9 protein-coding genes are annotated in these 16,691 nt (G+C 63.5%); 1 reads left to right on the top strand and 8 read right to left on the bottom strand.

Going from position 1 to position 16,691, the window contains the following annotated elements:
- Positions 1-263: 263 nt before the first annotated feature.
- On the bottom strand, positions 264-2,171 hold the full coding sequence (locus K1X74_21170; GenBank protein MBX7168861.1) for a hypothetical protein: 1,908 nt from the start codon (positions 2,169-2,171) through the stop codon (positions 264-266).
- A 110-nt stretch (positions 2,172-2,281) separates the two neighbouring features.
- Positions 2,282-6,250 (bottom strand): TIM barrel protein, encoded by a 3,969-nt coding sequence (locus tag K1X74_21165; GenBank protein MBX7168860.1) that lies wholly within the window; start codon positions 6,248-6,250, stop codon positions 2,282-2,284.
- A gap of 433 nt (positions 6,251-6,683) precedes the next feature.
- Between K1X74_21165 and K1X74_21160 the strand changes: the two genes are divergently transcribed.
- A complete protein-coding gene (locus K1X74_21160) occupies positions 6,684-7,535 on the top strand; it encodes a PEP-CTERM sorting domain-containing protein (protein MBX7168859.1) in 852 nt (283 codons plus the stop codon).
- 5 nt (positions 7,536-7,540) lie between these two features.
- On the opposite strand, the gene K1X74_21155 is transcribed toward K1X74_21160, so the two are convergent.
- The 6 genes from K1X74_21155 to K1X74_21130 form a co-directional block, all read right to left on the bottom strand.
- Positions 7,541-9,280: a hypothetical protein gene (locus tag K1X74_21155; protein MBX7168858.1), complete on the bottom strand. Its 1,740-nt coding sequence runs from the start codon at positions 9,278-9,280 to the stop codon at positions 7,541-7,543.
- The gene (locus K1X74_21150; GenBank protein MBX7168857.1) at positions 9,277-10,518 is read right to left on the bottom strand and encodes an SGNH/GDSL hydrolase family protein; all 1,242 of its coding nucleotides are present in this window, start codon (positions 10,516-10,518) and stop codon (positions 9,277-9,279) included. Before K1X74_21150 ends, K1X74_21155 begins: the two co-directional genes overlap by 4 nt.
- A 24-nt stretch (positions 10,519-10,542) precedes the next feature.
- Positions 10,543-12,216, bottom strand: coding sequence for a hypothetical protein (locus K1X74_21145; GenBank protein ID MBX7168856.1), 1,674 nt, complete (start codon positions 12,214-12,216; stop codon positions 10,543-10,545).
- A 251-nt stretch (positions 12,217-12,467) separates the two neighbouring features.
- Entirely contained in the window at positions 12,468-13,907 is a 1,440-nt protein-coding gene (locus tag K1X74_21140) for a HAMP domain-containing histidine kinase (GenBank protein ID MBX7168855.1), read from the bottom strand.
- Between the two features lie 31 nt (positions 13,908-13,938).
- On the bottom strand, positions 13,939-15,381 hold the full coding sequence (locus K1X74_21135; protein ID MBX7168854.1) for a HAMP domain-containing histidine kinase: 1,443 nt from the start codon (positions 15,379-15,381) through the stop codon (positions 13,939-13,941).
- The gene (locus K1X74_21130; protein ID MBX7168853.1) at positions 15,350-16,033 is read right to left on the bottom strand and encodes a response regulator transcription factor; all 684 of its coding nucleotides are present in this window, start codon (positions 16,031-16,033) and stop codon (positions 15,350-15,352) included. Before K1X74_21130 ends, K1X74_21135 begins: the two co-directional genes overlap by 32 nt.
- Positions 16,034-16,691: the final 658 nt, after the last annotated feature.

Raw genomic sequence — 16,691 nt, 5'->3', positions numbered from 1 at the left:
GTTCGAATCCTCTGGGGTGTACTCGAAATCAGGTGTCCGTCGCGATCTGATGGCCGCGCGACGCGGCGTCCTGCGGGCCGATACGAACCGCACGGCGCCATCTTTTGGCCCGATTGAATTGGGCTGTCTGCCGGTCCGGCGGTGATTCCGCCCTATTCGTGCCAGTCGCAGTTGGCACCTGCATCTCGTTGGGCGAGGGTTCGTATGCAGCGGAGGCACGTCAGTCTTGCCGAAGGTGTTCGCCGACAAGTTGGTGCAAGTCGTTACTCGCCACCAGGCACTGCGTCGACAAATGCCGCGGGCCCGGAGCCGCCGCGGAGGCGATTCGGGCTCAACCATTGGACTCTGGCGATGAACACCGTGCCTTTGGCGCCGCGTTTGCGGGCGTCGTCGCTCCAGACGCCTTCGCCGACAGTCACCCACGATTCGGCGGGCGAAATCGCCGTGGCGCCGAAATTCCCCAGCTCGCCGCCGCGCTCGGGAATTACGATCTGCTCACTCGCACGCACGACTTGCAGTGTTTCCGGTTCGATCGGGGCCATGAACAGCGGGGCGCGGTTCCGGATGATGTGATCGTTGTTCGCGCCGCGCCGCGTATAGACGAGAAACAGCCCGCCGGAATGCGCGAGCCAGTGCTGCTGCGTGTTGTAACTTCCCAACTCGCCGCCGTCGTCAAATGTCCACGGCCGGATCGACGCATAGTGCAGGCCATCGTCGCTGGCGGTCACATAGCCGCGCAGATCGTTGCGCAGGGTCAGGTAGTACCGGCCTCGGTAGCGAGCCAGCGACGGCTCACACAGTCCGCGCACCTCGCCCAGCTCAAGCGTGGTCCCACGTTCGGCGAGCGCCAGCGTCGTGCCGTCGAAAGTGCAATGCACGACCGTCGCCGAATACGCCTCGCCGCTTGCGCCCTTGTGATACAGCGGCACCAGCAGCGAGCCGTCGGGTTCGACGAGCCATTGCGCACAACCGGGCGTGACGAGATGATAGCCTGCTTCGGTCTCAGGCAGCTCGACGATACGCCACTCCGACCAGTGTCCTCCGTGCGCGTCGGGCGAATACACGGCATAGGCAAATTCATTCGAGCGCGGCTTGGCCGTGAGCTGATTGCCGGCCTCGTCGTAAAGAATCTTCGCGCCCAGCGCGATCACCTTGCCGGTCGGAGCATGGTAGCCCGGGGTGACGTCGCACACGGCCACCGTCTCGCCCGCGGCGTTTTTCCGCCAGGCGAGCGCCGGCTCCGGCCGCGGTTCGGTCCAACCACCCTGAGCCTGGCGGTGCATCGTCGCCAATCCATCGTAGTGATCGCTGACGTGCAGGTGACGCTGCAGCGTGATCAGCGGCTCGGGCACGACGCGATCGCCCGCTGCGCTTGGATAAACAGTAGCGCGCGGGTGATACCAGAGGTATTTGCCGTCGTCGTGGGACAGCACTTCTTCGAGCTCGACGCGAAAATTCACCGGTCCGCCGACCCGTTCGGCCAGGGCAAGTTCGAGCGGGCGTTGCAGCCGATCGGCCAGATCGCGATGTCCGCGTGGGTTGGGGTGGTAGCCATCGGTGGTCCATTCCTCGAGGGCCTCGCCGGCTGCGAGGGCCGCGGTCCAACCGGCAAAATGATCGATGAGAACCACGTCACGCCGCGCAGCCACTTCACGACATACATCCATGTACTTGCTCAGCCGCACGTTGCCGTGTTCGCCCAGACCGTTGGCCGGCGATTGCTTGGCATAGCATGGCTCGGTCATCAACAGCGGCTCAGCCCCCAGGGCCCGTACCCGCTCGACGAGTTCATCGAGGTTGCGTCGAAACTCCTCGCGCGACAGACGGCTCTCGGTTCGACCGGGATCGACATAGCAATCGTTCGTGCCATACATGATCGCCACGATCTGTGGCTGCTGCGGTACGATCTGGGCATCGAACCGCGCGAGCGCCCCGGCCGTCGTCTCACCGCCGACGCCCTGGTTGATCACCACAATCTGGCGGTCGGCCACGGCCACTCGCGATTGCAGCACCGCGGCAAACGTTTCGTTCTCGGCGACGCCGGGACGAGCCCCCTTGGTGATCGAGTCGCCGAGCATGACGACCGTGAGCGGCTCGTCCGCCACCACCGGCGTCGAAGCAGCCAGCAGTCCCGAGACCACCATCACGATCCAACCGATGGAACTGCGCATGGCTGGCATACCTTTATGAATGCGATGAATTCAGCTGCCCAGGCCTTGAACAGCAAGACTGACGTTGGAGGGCTCTGCTGAGCTGGAGCACATGCTGCTCGAAAGGCGGCCTATTCCTCGACGACCAACTGCCCATTCATCACCATCCAGTGCCCTGGGAAGGAGCAGAGAAACGGGTAACGGCCGGGTTGTTTGGGCGCATGAAAGTAGATCGAGAATTCCGTACCTGCCGGAACGACGTCGGTGTAGGCCAGGATGTCCTCCGAATCGGGAACGTACTGCCGGTTTGCTGCCTCGGGATTACCGACCAGGCGATTAACGAGGTTGCCAACGCGCTGGAATGCGCCCGGTTGCACCAAGACCCAGTTGTGTGGAACCACGTCGGGATTCACCAGCGTCAGGCGCAGGGCCTCACCGGCTTTGGCGTTCAACACACGGGTCGCATAGTTGAGATTCTTGCCCGCTTCGATCCGCAACTCGCGGGCCCCGTCGATCGAGTCGCGCCAGGGGTTGGGCACCGGCGGCCGGTCGAGCAGGGCCAAGTCGATTTGTTGCGGATGCGGGGGCGCGGGCTTTTCCAGGGCCTCGTACCCCGGATACGAGGTGAAGGGCACGTCGAGCACGTGCACCGTGGCAAATAGATCGATAGGGCGCCCCGCGTCGACCTGCATCCGCAAGTGAAGCTGATTCACCGGCTGCAGATCAGGAATCTCGAAGAACACGCTTCGGCCGTCGGCCAGAACATGCGCCGCGGTGACGGGCCAGCGATCGTGACCGACCGCGCCTGGATGCGAGGGCGCATACTCGGCCGAGCCATAAGCGGCGCTGAAGCGATAGTTCCAAGCCTGGGTAAATTGCAGCTCGGCACGACCGGCGCGGTCCTCCTCAAGGGGCGAAGAAAACGTGACGCGCACCCCGTTTTGGTGTACCCGAAACGCCACGGGCAACTGGACCGCGTCGCCCGTGTAACGAACGCGCTCAAACGAGCCGTCGGCGATCGTGTAGGTCCCCCAGCCTCCCATGCCACACACATACAATTGGCCGTCGTGCGGATGAAATCGTCCCCGATGAGGTCCTGCGGCAAAATCCCCGGGGAGCGGCGTCACGGCCCCCTGCGACACGCCGGCAACTTCGTCTCGAAGTACCAGGAAGTAGCTGCCAGCGCCATAGGAGTAATGCACGAGGTTGTCGGCCAAAGGCCCCCAGCGTTGGCTGTCGATGTACGTCTGCCCGCCAGCCGAGTTGTCGATCCCGCGCGGCAGGTAAACCAAGGGCCAATCGACGCGGCCATCGCGCAAGCCACCCAAGCCGAAGTGCGGAACGAGATTCTTCGTATTCAGGCCCGCCGCCAGGTTCGAAGTACCAGGTGCTCCCACGAGCCCGATATAGGAAGTCACGGTCCATTCGCCCTCCGACGCCGGAACGGTCAGTGAGCCATCGGGGAGCAAGGCCAGCCCATCCGGGTTGCGGAGGCCCGTTGCCAGGATCTGGAGTTTGCTTCCATCGGGCGAAATCCTCATCACCCCTTGCTTCCCCGAGGCGGTGTAGAAATTGCCCGCCGCGTCACGTTCGAGCCCGCAGACAAAATCGTGACCAGCCGGCGAGGTGTCGTAGCTACGGCAGAAGCATTCGTAGTAGTCGGCCTCGTCATCGCCGTTCAAGTCGTGCAACCGCGTGATCTGATCGCGGCCGAGCACGTAGACGCCACCGTCGGCGACAACGAGCCCGAGCGCGTGATGCAGGCCCGCGGCAAAGCGCTTCCAGCGCACGTGGCCCAGGTTCGCGTCCAACCCCGAGACATGCCAGACCTCGCCCTGCATCGTACAGAGCAGCGCACTGCCGTCGGGCAGAAAATCGTGCCCGCCGAAGAAAAACAACGAGTTCCAAGGCGTCTGGCTCGGCAACGTAATGCGATCGATCGCGTAGGGGCTCTGAGCGCCCAGCGTGCCTTGCGTTTCAAACACTTGCGGCCATTGCACGGCGCCACCGTGGACGAGTTCGCGCGCCGGATGCGCGGCCGCCGGGGCGACGACTCTTTGGACCGCTTCGGACGTCGCCAAGGGCTCATCCAGCATCCGCACTCCGTCAATCTCGTAAGCAAACACGACACGAGCCCCGTGGCGGTACAGGCCGAGATAGCGCCCCTGGCCCGCGGGCCGCGGCTCCGTGGGAATCGCCAGCTCGACCCCGTCGGCGCGCAATCCGTCGAGGAAACCGTGACGCACGGACGAGAATTTCACGAATCCGCCGCGCCACGCGGCAACGTACTCCAACTTGTCGGTATCGAAGCATATGGCCCGTTGATTATCGAGCTGTACGCAAATCGCTCGCGCAACGGGCCCTTGCGGTCCGTGAAACACGCCGCTGATCAAGCTGCCGTTGTCCATCGCGTTCCAGCGATCGTCGCGCCACGTATCTTCGTTCTGATTTCCCCAATGTCCCAACACACCACCATCGAGTCCTGGATACTCGGGCAGGAGCATCGCGCTGGGCGCATGGTCGCGAAAGAAGTCGGCCTCCTTGGCGTAGTAATCGTAGAGCCGGTCGCGATTCACCGGGTGTTGTGCGAATTCGTGCGCACCGGGATCAAGCGGCGACCGATCGCAATCAAACGCCGTCGGCTGATGGGCGTGAGCCACTGCCACGGCACTCGCAACACCGCGTTCGTGGCCCTGGTCGAGCAGAAATCGTACGAGATCGCGCTGCTGCACACTGGTCATGGCAGCGCAGAGGTTTTCCGGCATCAGCGACCCCAGGGGTTGCCGCTCGACGATCGATTCCGCCGCAAAGGTGAGGCGCTGTCCGGTTGCCGTTTCAAACAGCACGAGCTGTTGCGCGTCCTCACGCTCGACATAGCCTTGATGGGTAATGCCCTCGTCGGAGACCAGCGTCCACGCAAGAAATTCGGGCTTGACGTGTCGTTTGGGCCAGAGCAACGCCTCGACGATCTCTTCGGCCCGCAAGCTCGCGCCCACGCGCGACAGCTCGGGCCCAATCGCGCCGCCCGTATCACCCACGCGATGACACGACAGGCAGGCGAACTTGGGCGATGCGAACACTGTGGCTCCGCGCAGGGCGTTTCCGCTCCGCTGCGCCGCATGTACCAACGCGTCGACCTGCGTCTGTTCGGCCGCATTGAGCGGCATGGTGGTTGACGCGTCCTGATGGGCAGGCGCGTCTGCATAGGTGCGAAACTTCGGCCGCGAGGCGTCGGCGTTGCCGCGCAAGCGCTTGACCAGCCAGGCCAGCCCGTCCAGGTTGTCGGCCAGCCGCGCTTCGGCGTCCAGGTCGGTGTGGTTCAAGATGCCGATCGGGCCTCGATAGCCGCTCGCGTCGATCGTGCGCAGCAGTTCCAGGTCGAGCGTGCCCGCGCCGATCGGCAGGATCTTCTGCCCCTGTTCGTCGCCGTGCGGCATCATCCCGTTGAGGTTCAGTGCCAGCAAATGCGGCTTGATGCGTGCCAAGATTTCGGCAAAACGTTCGAGGTGGCCGTGTGCATGGTGAAGGTTGTAGACGATGCCGACGTTGGGCAGTTGCAGCCGCTCGAGGATGGCGAGCTGGTTCTCTGGTTCGCCAAACCACCCGCCATGGTTGTACAAGCCGATCTGGCATTCGAGTTTCGCAGCCTCGAGGGCGAGAGGCCGAATCGCGTCGGCACACGCCTGCACGCGATCGACGTCCGCGGGCGGATCGCCCATGATCACCCAGAATTGCATCCGCAGGCCATGGCGGCGAACGACGTCAAGAATCTTACGGTTGACTTCATTCAAATCGGGGCCGGCCATCCACCAGGCCATGATGCGTACGCCGTGCCGCTGCATGGCCGCCACTTCTTCGTCGAACAACGGCACGTGCTCGTCGCGCCAATCGTAGGCCAATTGAAAAATGCCAAGCCGTTCGAGCATCGCACCGCGCTGCTCGGGAGTGCGACGCGCGGAGTCGAACGGAACAATGCACCAGGCCACGAGGTTGTCCGGGCGAAACAGATCGGCGGCGTGTACTGCTGGACCAATAGTGGCCAACAGTGCGCAGCCGATCGCCAGACACAGGCGCCCCCAGCGCCCTGACATCACTTTCATGACTTTTTGGTCTCCCACGGCTTGCTCGCTGGCCGAGTTTAGCTCGCCCGCCAGGATGACGCACCTTGGACGGAGTGCAAATCTATCCGCTATCGGGCGCCGGAGTCTTGATCGACGCTCAAGAGTACCCTGCTGCCCGATATTGATCCGCATCGGGCGTTGCACCCAGGCGGCAAGCCCAGAGCGGCACGCAAGCCGTCTATGCCCAAACCGGTCCTCGGGTCATTGCCGGGCTCCCGCGGTGAAACCCTCGGAGTGTCATGCGGTCATCCCAGCGTGCAAGAGGCTTAGCGTGACCGGGCAGTTGGGGGCACCTGACCGCTTTCGGAAGATCCGTACAACCAAGCTGGCGAACAGAAACACACGGATGCATAATGCGGGCGCACTGCAACATGCAACGGTAGCGTTGCTTCGTACTTGGCGGAGGTGCCTCATGAAAAGACCGTATAGCGTCTTGTCGTTTTTCCATCCGCAATGCGACACCCACTCACTGCTGTTGACCTTCCTGACCATCACTCTGACTCTTTCCAGCGGCTCGTCCGCCGCGGCCGCCGTTATCACGACCACCCCACTTCAGGTTGGAGGATACCTCGACGGAGGATTGGCCAACAACGACCCGGTCCACCAAAACTACTTTGTGGGTTATGGGACGGTCGCCGGCGTGCGCACCCCTGAACGCCGAAGCTTCTTCTGGTTTCATATTCCGGCGTTTCCGGGAGTAATCGACGACGTCACCATCAAGCTCGAGAACCTGGCATCGACGAGTCTCGTGTTCGGGGCAGGTCCGGACCCGCACCCCGAGATCCATGACATGACGGAGGATTTTCAACTCGGAGCAACCCCCGTTTCCCCGGCGACGATGATCGACATGGGCATGAGTGCCGCGGCAAACCAAGCGGTCTTCGACGGCATGAATGACCATCCCATCGCCGATCCGTACACGTTTTCCATGGCTTCGATGTATACGTTTCCCATGACCGCCGAGATCCACTTCAACTCCTTGGGGATCGGCCTGATCGACACCCATCGTGGCGCCGACATCGTACTGACCGGATGGATGCCGACCTGGTCGTATGACACGCGCACCGATGGGATGGGGCACTTCCTTGAAGGCGACGAGTTGATTTTTGGTCTCTCCGACGTAGGAGCCATGGGCGGCGTTCCTTTCCCTGAACTGGCGATCTCGTTTCACGTCGTTCCTGAGCCGAGCGCGTTCATCTCTCTCGCGATCGGTGGCGCCCTTCTGGGGCTTCGCTGCAGGCGGTTCAGGCGCGCTTCGCACTAGCGCCCTTACCGTTCGACGACCAGTTGCAAGTCGGGCCGCGACCGCCGCAATTCTGCCTGCAAGGGCGCATCGCATTGATTGGCCGAAACGGCCAAGGTGCGCAAAGTCTTGATCGCGGCGAGCACCCGGATACCGGCGCCGGACATGTGCGTATGCGCAACGCTGACTGTCTCGAGCCGGGGCCAGCCCTGCAAAGTCGACGCCGCGGCGTCGGTGATCGCACTTCCGGCCAGGTTGATCGTCCGCAAACTCGCAAGCGCCGACAACGCGGCCAGATCGTCGTCGCCAACCGGCAAGCCAGCGAGACCGAGTTCCGTGAGGGCCTCGAGTCGCGCCAGCGCACGGATCGACGTGCCGCTTGCCCGGGTCCCGCTCAGATCGAGCACTTCGAGCTGCGGCAACGCCGCAAGGACCGGCAGGCTGTCGTCGGCAATCTGCGTCCTCGCCAACATCAGGCGGCGCACCTTCGGCAGCGCTGCCCAGTGGGCCATCATCAATCGCAAATCGCCATCGCCAAGCGGCTGGCCGGCAAAGCTGACGATGTCGCCGCCGGCCGAACGCATCCCGGCCAGTTGCACGATGCACGCATCGGCCGCGATGCGCGCGACATCGGCCGGGGATCGCTGCAATGGGCGCGGCGCGGCGATGCCGAGCTGCTCGCGGCGCTCCCACAGAAAGCGCCCGATCGCCTCGCCGGCCAAGGCATGCGCTCGCTCGTTGGGATGTTGATCGGTGGGGTGCACCCAAAGTTCCGGGCCATGAAATCGGGCATAGATGGCTCGCAGATCGAGATGCGCGATCTGGGCGCCACGGCAGTATTCGGCCACCCGCTCATGAATCGCTGCAAACGGGTATTCGCCGTCCAGATCGTGAAAAAAAGGAAAAGAAACCACGGCCAACGCCGTGCCGTGCTCGCGGCATTGTGCCTGAATGTCGTCCAGCGCCGCGCGGCAGTGTTGCCACTTCGCGCTATCCGTGGCAAACGACGCGGCGCTCTCACGGATATAGCGCCGCGCCACGACCTCCTGCAGGACACGTTGCCGTCCCCAGGACCAGAGATACGAGTATGCCGACAGACGATCGGGCGATTGGATCAAGCGGGTGTAGTTGCGATAGAACTCCACCAACGGGCCCTCTTGCGCCAAATCCTGTTCGACGTCGTTGGGCACAAAATGCAATACGACGAGTTGCGGTTCGTAGTCCCAGCCGCGCTGCCTCAACACTTCGGCCTCGTCGCGCGTGTTCTTGCCGGAGATGCCCGTGTTGATCGCTTCGTACTCGACGTCTTGTGCCTTGTGGTTGAGCCAGGCCTCGGTAACGCCGAGACACACGTCGGCCTCGTGTACCCCTTGCCCCATGAGATAACTGTCGCCCAGACCCAAGATGCGCACCGTGCTGGCCGACCTGGCGATCGCCCGTTCTCGATCGCGCCAGCCGGCCGAATTGAAATGGTGGTCGACCGCGGCGCCCGGGCCGAAGTAGCCGCGCGGGTCGGTGAAATACAGCGTCCGGTGTGTGGCCAAGGGCACATACCCGCCGCGCGAGCACATCCGTGGACCATTCGTGGCCGGCAAGAAGACGTGCTCATGCATCCGCTCGTAATGGCCCCGGACCCCGCAGACGCGGAATGCCAGCTCGACGATCGCCAAGGTGACGACGAAGCTGCCCAAGGCCAAGAGCACGCGCGCCAACAGGCGACGCCCCCCAGGGCGCGGCATTTTGTTCGAGGCGCGGTGCAAATTCATGACCCGGCCTCGGGCGTGGCGGCTGGGCTGGGCGTCTCGGGCGCGGGCGACGCTGCCGCGTGGCGCCGTGGCAGGTGCAGCGAGGCGAGCCACTGCGCGATACGGCGGGCCGCAATCGCGTGGGCCAGCTCGTTGGGATGATGATCCGAAGGGTGGACCCAGAGATCGCGATCGTCGTAACGCTGAAAATCGGCAAGCAGGTCGAGCGCAGGAATGCCCAACGATTGCGCCGTGTCGGCCACCAATTGGTGAATTTCGCCGAACGGATAGTGCCGCAGTTGGTACAACTCGGGAAACATCACCAGCACCAGATCGATGTGCCGTTCGCGGCACAACTGGGCCGCACGCGCAAGCGCATCGCGCGAGGTCTGCCAGTCGACCGACGTGTCGCCGGGGTTGTTGAGAAACCGCCGGGCGTCTCGGAAATAGTGCGCACGGTAATAGCTGGCCACATTGCGTTGCAGCCGCCAGTTCCGGTACGCGTACTCGGCCAGATCTGCGATGCGGCTGATCTTCGCGGCGCGGCTCTGTTCCAGGTAGATGCCCAGGGTTTGGCCATGATTGAGAAACGTGTAATCGGAATAAGCATCGTTGAGATAGAACTGGATGATCACCAGATCTGGGTCGAACGTCAGCCACTGCCGCTCGAAATAGACGACTTCATCCCGGGTGTTGTAGCCCTGAACGCCGGCATTCAGCACCTCGAACCGGGCGTCCCCGCCATGGCCCTGGTTGAGTAGTCCCTCGAGTTGGCGCAGGAAAGTATCGGGCTCGCGCACGCCTTGCCCAAACGTAAACGAATCGCCCAGTCCGAGCACCCGGATCACGCCGGCTGGCTTGGCGACCGAAACCTCGGGCCCGTGCAGGCCTTGGGAATTGATCTGGTAGACGAGGCCGTTATCGGCGTCGAAATAGCCGCGCGGATTGCTCGCATAAAACACCTTGAACCGCGTGCCGGGCACGTGCTCTCCGGTCTTGACGCCCAGCGATTCATAGCGGCTGGCATTCTTATAGATGCCTTTCCCCCATCCCGGGATGCGCGCGAACTCGTACCCATTCCAGCCGACCCAACGGGGCGGTGCATAGCGTTCCGGCCGAATGTCGAATACTCGCAGCACGATCTCCGCCGCAAGCAGCGAGATTAGCAGCGCTCCGCCGACGGCCACCCAGCGAAAGGCGCGACGCGAACGCGCAGGCTCGACGCCGGATGACTTCGAACGTTTCGCTGCTGTCATCATGGGCTTCGCGATCACCGGCAAGGGCTATTTGCGCGGCTGGGCGGACGTCTTGGCCAGTTGTCGCGCCCGCGCGAACTCGACTTGCGCTTCCGCCGCGCGACCCAGGCGTTGTAGGGCAATTGCCAAATTGTAGTGCGCCACGGGGCTCTCGGGTGCGGCTTGCGCGACTTGTTGCAATGGCGCCAGCGCCAAGCCGGCTTGATTCATCACCAGGTACGCCGTACCCAGCGCCAGCGCGACGCGCAGTGCGGGATCATCAACGCCTTGGGCCTGCGCATACCAGGGTTCGCGCCGGATCGTCAGCCAGACATCTTCCTGGATGGGCGCATTTCCCCACGGTAACGGCGGGACCGAGTAGCGCGCCGCCTGACAGATGCGCTCGACGGCCTCGACCATTTCGCGCCGGCGAGCCAACGCATATCCCAGGCGAAGATTCGGCAGTTCGGATTGAGGATTGATGGCCAGCGATTCGCGCCAGATCGGCACGTGATCCTCGGTCGCCCAGGCCGCCGACTGCCGCCAGGCGAGCAAGGCCAATACTCCGACGACGGCACCGCCGCAGGCGATCCTCAGCGGCCGCGGCAGGCGCAGCTCGCGCCCCAGCAGAACGGCCCCGCCGACGAGCAGGGCTAGCAATCCGGGCAGCGCCAGATATTGCCAATGGTCGGCCACGAGCGAATATCGCATGAACATGATCTCGGTGAATCCGAGCACTGGAAACAAGTTGACGAGGTAGTAACCCATCGCCGTCAGCGGCGCTGCTCCCCAGGTGCGCCGCGCGAGCCAACTCGCGATCAAGAGCCCCACTAGCGACGCCACGGCAATCACGCCCAGGGCATCGATCTGCCCTAGTTCCCAGCGTGGGTACACGACGGCCAAGGGGTGAGGCCAAACAGCCTTGGCGGCATAGAACCACACTGCCTTGCCGGCGATCAGCAGGCGCTCAAAGAACGTATCGTCGCGAGCCCATTCGATCCCCGGCTGCTTCTGTTTCATCAGCATGCCCACGGCCCCGAACCAGGCACTCGTCAGAAACCAAGGCAGGCAGAGCCAGGCGTCGCGCGGCACGATTCGGCCCCGCCACCAGGCGACGACGATCAGCATCGCCAAGGGCCACATGACGACCGCCGACTTGGTCAGTAGCCCCAGCAAGAAACAGCCCCACGCCGCCAGGTACCACCGGGCCCCGCCGCGTTCGAGAAAATCCAGATAGCACCACAACGCCAACAATACGCCGGCGGTCGATTGCACGGTCTTGCGCTGCGAAATCCAGACGACACTTTCGACGTTCACGGGATGCACGACAAAGATCAAGGCCGCCCACCAGGCGCCCGGCACGCGCAATCGGGCGAACAACAGCCACAGCAGCACGCCGTTCGCTGCGTGGAACAACTGGTTCAGCACGCGATAGGGCAGCGCCCATTCACCCCAGACGCGCCACTCGAACCAATGCGTCGAATAGTGCATCGGCCAATAGTCGCCCTGGTTCCAGGTAAACCACAGCTGGTACAGACCTTCGTCGGCGCAAACTTTGGGATTGTTGACCACCCAATCGTAGTCGTCCCAAAAAAAGCCGCCCGGCAGCGCGGGCAGATGAACCACAAGCGCGGCGACAAACAGGACCGCCGCGGCCAGCAATTTCGGTCCGAGGCGATGCGGGGAGGACGGGGTTTGCTGGTTCGCGTCGCGGGGGTCCAATCGCGGCTCCAGATCGAATTCACTCGGCCCGGTCAGGCGGGCAGCGCAAGCTCCTCAGCGCCGCCACACAATCCTTCATAACCTCGAACGCCGGCACGAACCAGTCGAGGGGCGGCCGCTGTTGGCCGCGCGGTCGGTGTCGATCGCTCGATGCGCGAGGTGAGGGAGTTGACGTTCACATCGAACACGCCCAGCGCATCGCTTTGGGCTAGCGCAGCGATCGCAGCAATACCGCCACCGGGGCCCGGATCTCAGGAGTTCGATCTTGCTTCCACCGTCACCGTGCGTGCTTCCCGTACGAGCGCCGGGAACTGGATGGTGAAGGCGGTGCCCTGATTGACCTGGCTGGCCACTTCGATCGTGCCGCCGTGTTCCCGCACGATCGCCTGGCAGATGCTCAACCCCAGCCCCGTCCCACTCTGCTTCGCCCCGCGCGACCGAGCCCGGTCGCCGCGGTAAAACGGCTCGAAGATGTGCGGCAGATCCCGGACAGAAATCCCCACTCCCGTGTCGCTCACCCGCAGTACCGCCTGCTGACGCGCATCGTCGCGCGACAGGCTCACCTGCACCTCGCCGCCCGCCGGAGTGTACTTCAAACAGTTGTCGATCAGATTGTTGAGCACCTGACGCAGATGTTGTGCCGCGCCGCTGACCCACACGTCCGGCGCCACCGTGGCCGTCAGCGTCACCGCTTGATCCTCGGCCGCCGCGCGAAAGATCTCCACCGAACGCCGCACCACCTGGTCCAGTGCCACCGGCTCGTCGCAACCCTGCAAGCCCACCGTGTCGCTCTCCGCCAGCAGCAGCAACTGGTTCACCAGAAACGACAGATGCGAGCAAGCCTCGCTCACCTCGTCGAGCAGCTCCTGGTACTCTTCCGGCGTCCGCTCTGCCGCCCCGGTCACCTCGACCGCCGTCTGAATCGCCGCCAGCGGCGAACGCAGCTCGTGCGCCGCGTTGGCCACGAACTGCCGGTTGTGCTCCACATACGCCGCGATCCGGTCGAGCAGCCGGTTGATCGTCTGCGACAGCTGATCCAACTCGTCGTTCGTCTGTCGCACCGGCAATCGCTGCTCGAGCTGCGTCGGCTGCAAAGCCTCGGCACCGCGGATCAGCTCGGCCATCGGACGGATCGCCCGGTTGGCCAACCAGAAACCGCCCAACGGAGACAGCGATACCATCAACAACCCCACCATCAGCATCGCACGGTTCAATTGCGCAAAATGAGCCTCGAACGGCTCCGGCGTCGCGCCCACCCGAATCCGCATCGGCGGCATACTCGCCGAGCCGAGCTGCCGACGCGCGACGCGATACTTGCCGATCGAAATCGTGTATTCGCCGGGAATGCCGGTGCGACCGCGGTTGCGCAGCGCGGTGGGCGTGCTCGCGCTGTTCCACGTCACGCGGCCATCAGGACCCAGCACCTGCATGAACACGCCGCGATGAGCATGTGCGATGGCCTTGCGGTTCATGACCTCGAGAATCGCCGTCATGTCGGGCCAGAGTCGCTCGAATTGCAGCGACAGCTCGCCAATATCGTCCTGAATCAGCTCGTCGGTCTCTGCGCGGGCGACCTGCCACAATCCCCAACGCAAAGTCCAGAGCGCCACGAGCACCGTCAGCAGCAAGACGCCTGTATTCCACAGCGTCAGCCGAATGCGGATCGACTCCAGCTTGGCGATTGAGCGCATCGGCAACGTGCCGCGATGGGCGAGAGAATAGTCAAGAAGGCAATGTCGCTGCGGTCTTCAACTCGGGCCTGGCGCCGTACCAGGCCGGGAATCGCACGGTGAAGGCGGTGCCCTGATTGACCTGGCTGGCCACTTCGATCGTGCCGCCGTGTTCCCGCACGATCGCCTGGCAGATGCTCAACCCCAGCCCCGTCCCACTCTGCTTCGCCCCGCGCGACCGAGCCCGGTCGCCGCGGTAAAACGGCTCGAAGATGTGCGGCAGATCCCGGACAGAAATCCCCACTCCCGTGTCGCTCACCCGCAGTACCGCCTGCTGACGCGCATCGTCGCGCGACAGGCTCACCTGCACCTCGCCGCCCGCCGGAGTGTACTTCAAACAGTTGTCGATCAGATTGTTGAGCACCTGACGCAGATGTTGTGCCGCGCCGCTGACCCACACGTCCGGCGCCACCGTGGCCGTCAGCGTCACCGCTTGATCCTCGGCCGCCGCGCGAAAGATCTCCACCGAACGCCGCACCACCTGGTCCAGTGCCACCGGCTCGTCGCAACCCTGCAAGCCCACCGTGTCGCTCTCCGCCAGCAGCAGCAACTGGTTCACCAGAAACGACAGATGCGAGCAAGCCTCGCTCACCTCGTCGAGCAGCTCCTGGTACTCTTCCGGCGTCCGCTCTGCCGCCCCGGTCACCTCGACCGCCGTCTGAATCGCCGCCAGCGGCGAACGCAGCTCGTGCGCCGCGTTGGCCACGAACTGCCGGTTGTGCTCCACATACGCCGCGATCCGGTCGAGCAGCCGGTTGATCGTCTGCGACAGCTGATCCAACTCGTCGTTCGTCTGTCGCACCGGCAATCGCTGCTCGAGCTGCGTCGGCTGCAAAGCCTCGGCACCGCGGATCAGCTCGGCCATCGGGCGGATCGCCCGGTTGGCCAACCAGAAGCCCCCCAACGGAGACAGCGATACCATCAACAACCCCACCATCAGCATCGCACGGTTCAATTGCGCAAAATGAGCCTCGAACGGCTCCGGCGTCGCGCCCACCCGAATCCGCATGCCGGGAATCCGCGCCGAGTGAAACAGCTTGCGCGCGACGCGGTACTTGTCGATCGAGATTGTTTCTTCCCCAGGAATCGCCGCGAGCTGTTGCAGCGCCAGGGGCGTATTATGGCTGCTCCATTCGACGCGCCCCTCGGGATCGAGCGTTTGGATGAAGACCCCGCGATGTGCGTGGGCCAGCGCCTTGCGGTTCATCACCGCCTCGATCGCCACCTTGTCGGGCCAAAGTTGCTCAAACTGATAGGACAGCTCGAGCATGTCCTCTTGAATCAGCTCGTCGGTTTCTTGTCGCGCGACTTCTCTCAAGCCCAGGCGCAACGCCCAAAACGCGGCTAGCACCGTCAACAGCAGGACGAAGGTATTCCAGAGCGTCAGTCGGACGCGGATCGATCTAACCGACCCGTTCCACCGGGCGAAGGGCATAGCCGCGTCCCCGAACGGTTTGAATGCACGACACGGGCGCCCCGCGGTCCAACTTGCGGCGGAGGTGATTGATGTGCACCTCGATCACGTTGGTCGAACCTTCCCAGTCCGAATCCCACAAATGTTCGCAGAGCATCTTGCGCGTGACAACCTGGCCCGCGTGCCGCATGAGAAATTCGAGCAGGCTGAATTCCGTCGGCGTCAATTCGACTTGTCGACCGTCGCGTTCGACGCGCCGGGTAGTCAAATCGAGCTGCAAATCGCCGCAAGCTACGGACGTCGAGGGGCGAGTCTGGGAACGCCGGCAAATCGCCTCGATGCGCGCCAGCAGTTCCGGAAACGCGAACGGTTTGACGACGTAATCGTCGGCCCCGGCCTTGAGCCCAGCGACCCGCTCTTCAATCGAGCCCAGCGCGGTCAACAGGATGACCGGCGTGCGATTACCCGACTCGCGAACTCTTCGCAGCAGATCGAGCCCGGAGATGCCCGGCAAGAGAATATCGAGCACGATGACGTCGAAGGCCTGAGCCGCGAGCGCTTCGAGCGCCGCGGCGCCGTCGGCTACGAGCGTGCAGCGCTGACCGCTTTCGGTGAACCCGCGCCGCAAGGCCTTGCCGATCACCGGGTCGTCTTCAACGACGAGCAACTGCATCGAGGCGCTGCTGGTGGGAGAAACCATAGAACTCACATTGAAGCTCGAATCTTCGCGACGGTGAAGCAAGATCATCATTCGCAACGTGCGCTTGCGATCGCCCCGAGACGAGCAGTGCCTCTATGCAAGATTATCGACGCATGGTCCAAATCGACAGCCAATCCGCGTTCGCGCTCGACCAAACTTAACGATTATTAACGGCCTAACCCTGGTAACTGCTTAGGTCGCGGTTCTATAGTGTCCGAGGAGGAAGTAAGGGGCTGCGATGCACGTTCAAAGCACTTGCCAAAGTACAAACGGCAACGTCGCCGGACATGGATCGCGGACCCAACCCATGCATTGTCCGACATCACGCCTCAACTCCCAACCGTAGTCACCAGGGCTGCAGCGAGATCACTGGGACCTCGTGACGACCGTCGATGGCGGCGATCTTCAGTGGTGCCCAATCAAGCCGTGGCCTCGACAACTCTCTCGAAGGTTTTTCTGACGGCAGTTTACTCCGAGACTTGACGCCTGAGCGGCGATCCCAGCACCCGGCCGATCAAGGCAACGAGACGACTGCGCTACCCGAACAACTGCGCTGCGATCCGAACAACTGCGCACCGTGCACACGGTCCTGCCTGACGCACCGAGCCCCAAGACGGTTGGGCCGGTGCCG

This window comes from Pirellulales bacterium, from assembly GCA_019694435.1.
GTDB lineage: Bacteria > Planctomycetota > Planctomycetia > Pirellulales > JAEUIK01 > JAIBBZ01.
The sequence above is the reverse complement of the archived record's forward strand: the minus strand, read 5'-3'. Positions and strand labels throughout refer to the sequence as shown.

What these genes read in the sequence shown, in the direction of transcription:
- K1X74_21170 (MBX7168861.1), bottom strand. Translation starts at nt 2,171, where the DNA reads ATGCGCAGTTCCATCGGTTGGATCGTGATGGTGGTCTCGGGACTGCTG.
- K1X74_21165 (MBX7168860.1), bottom strand. Translation starts at nt 6,250, where the DNA reads ATGAAAGTGATGTCAGGGCGCTGGGGGCGCCTGTGTCTGGCGATCGGC.
- K1X74_21160 (MBX7168859.1), top strand. Translation starts at nt 6,684, where the DNA reads ATGAAAAGACCGTATAGCGTCTTGTCGTTTTTCCATCCGCAATGCGAC.
- K1X74_21155 (MBX7168858.1), bottom strand. Translation starts at nt 9,280, where the DNA reads ATGAATTTGCACCGCGCCTCGAACAAAATGCCGCGCCCTGGGGGGCGT.
- K1X74_21150 (MBX7168857.1), bottom strand. Translation starts at nt 10,518, where the DNA reads ATGATGACAGCAGCGAAACGTTCGAAGTCATCCGGCGTCGAGCCTGCG.
- K1X74_21140 (MBX7168855.1), bottom strand. Translation starts at nt 13,907, where the DNA reads ATGCGCTCAATCGCCAAGCTGGAGTCGATCCGCATTCGGCTGACGCTG.
- K1X74_21135 (MBX7168854.1), bottom strand. Translation starts at nt 15,381, where the DNA reads ATGCCCTTCGCCCGGTGGAACGGGTCGGTTAGATCGATCCGCGTCCGA.
- K1X74_21130 (MBX7168853.1), bottom strand. Translation starts at nt 16,033, where the DNA reads ATGCAGTTGCTCGTCGTTGAAGACGACCCGGTGATCGGCAAGGCCTTG.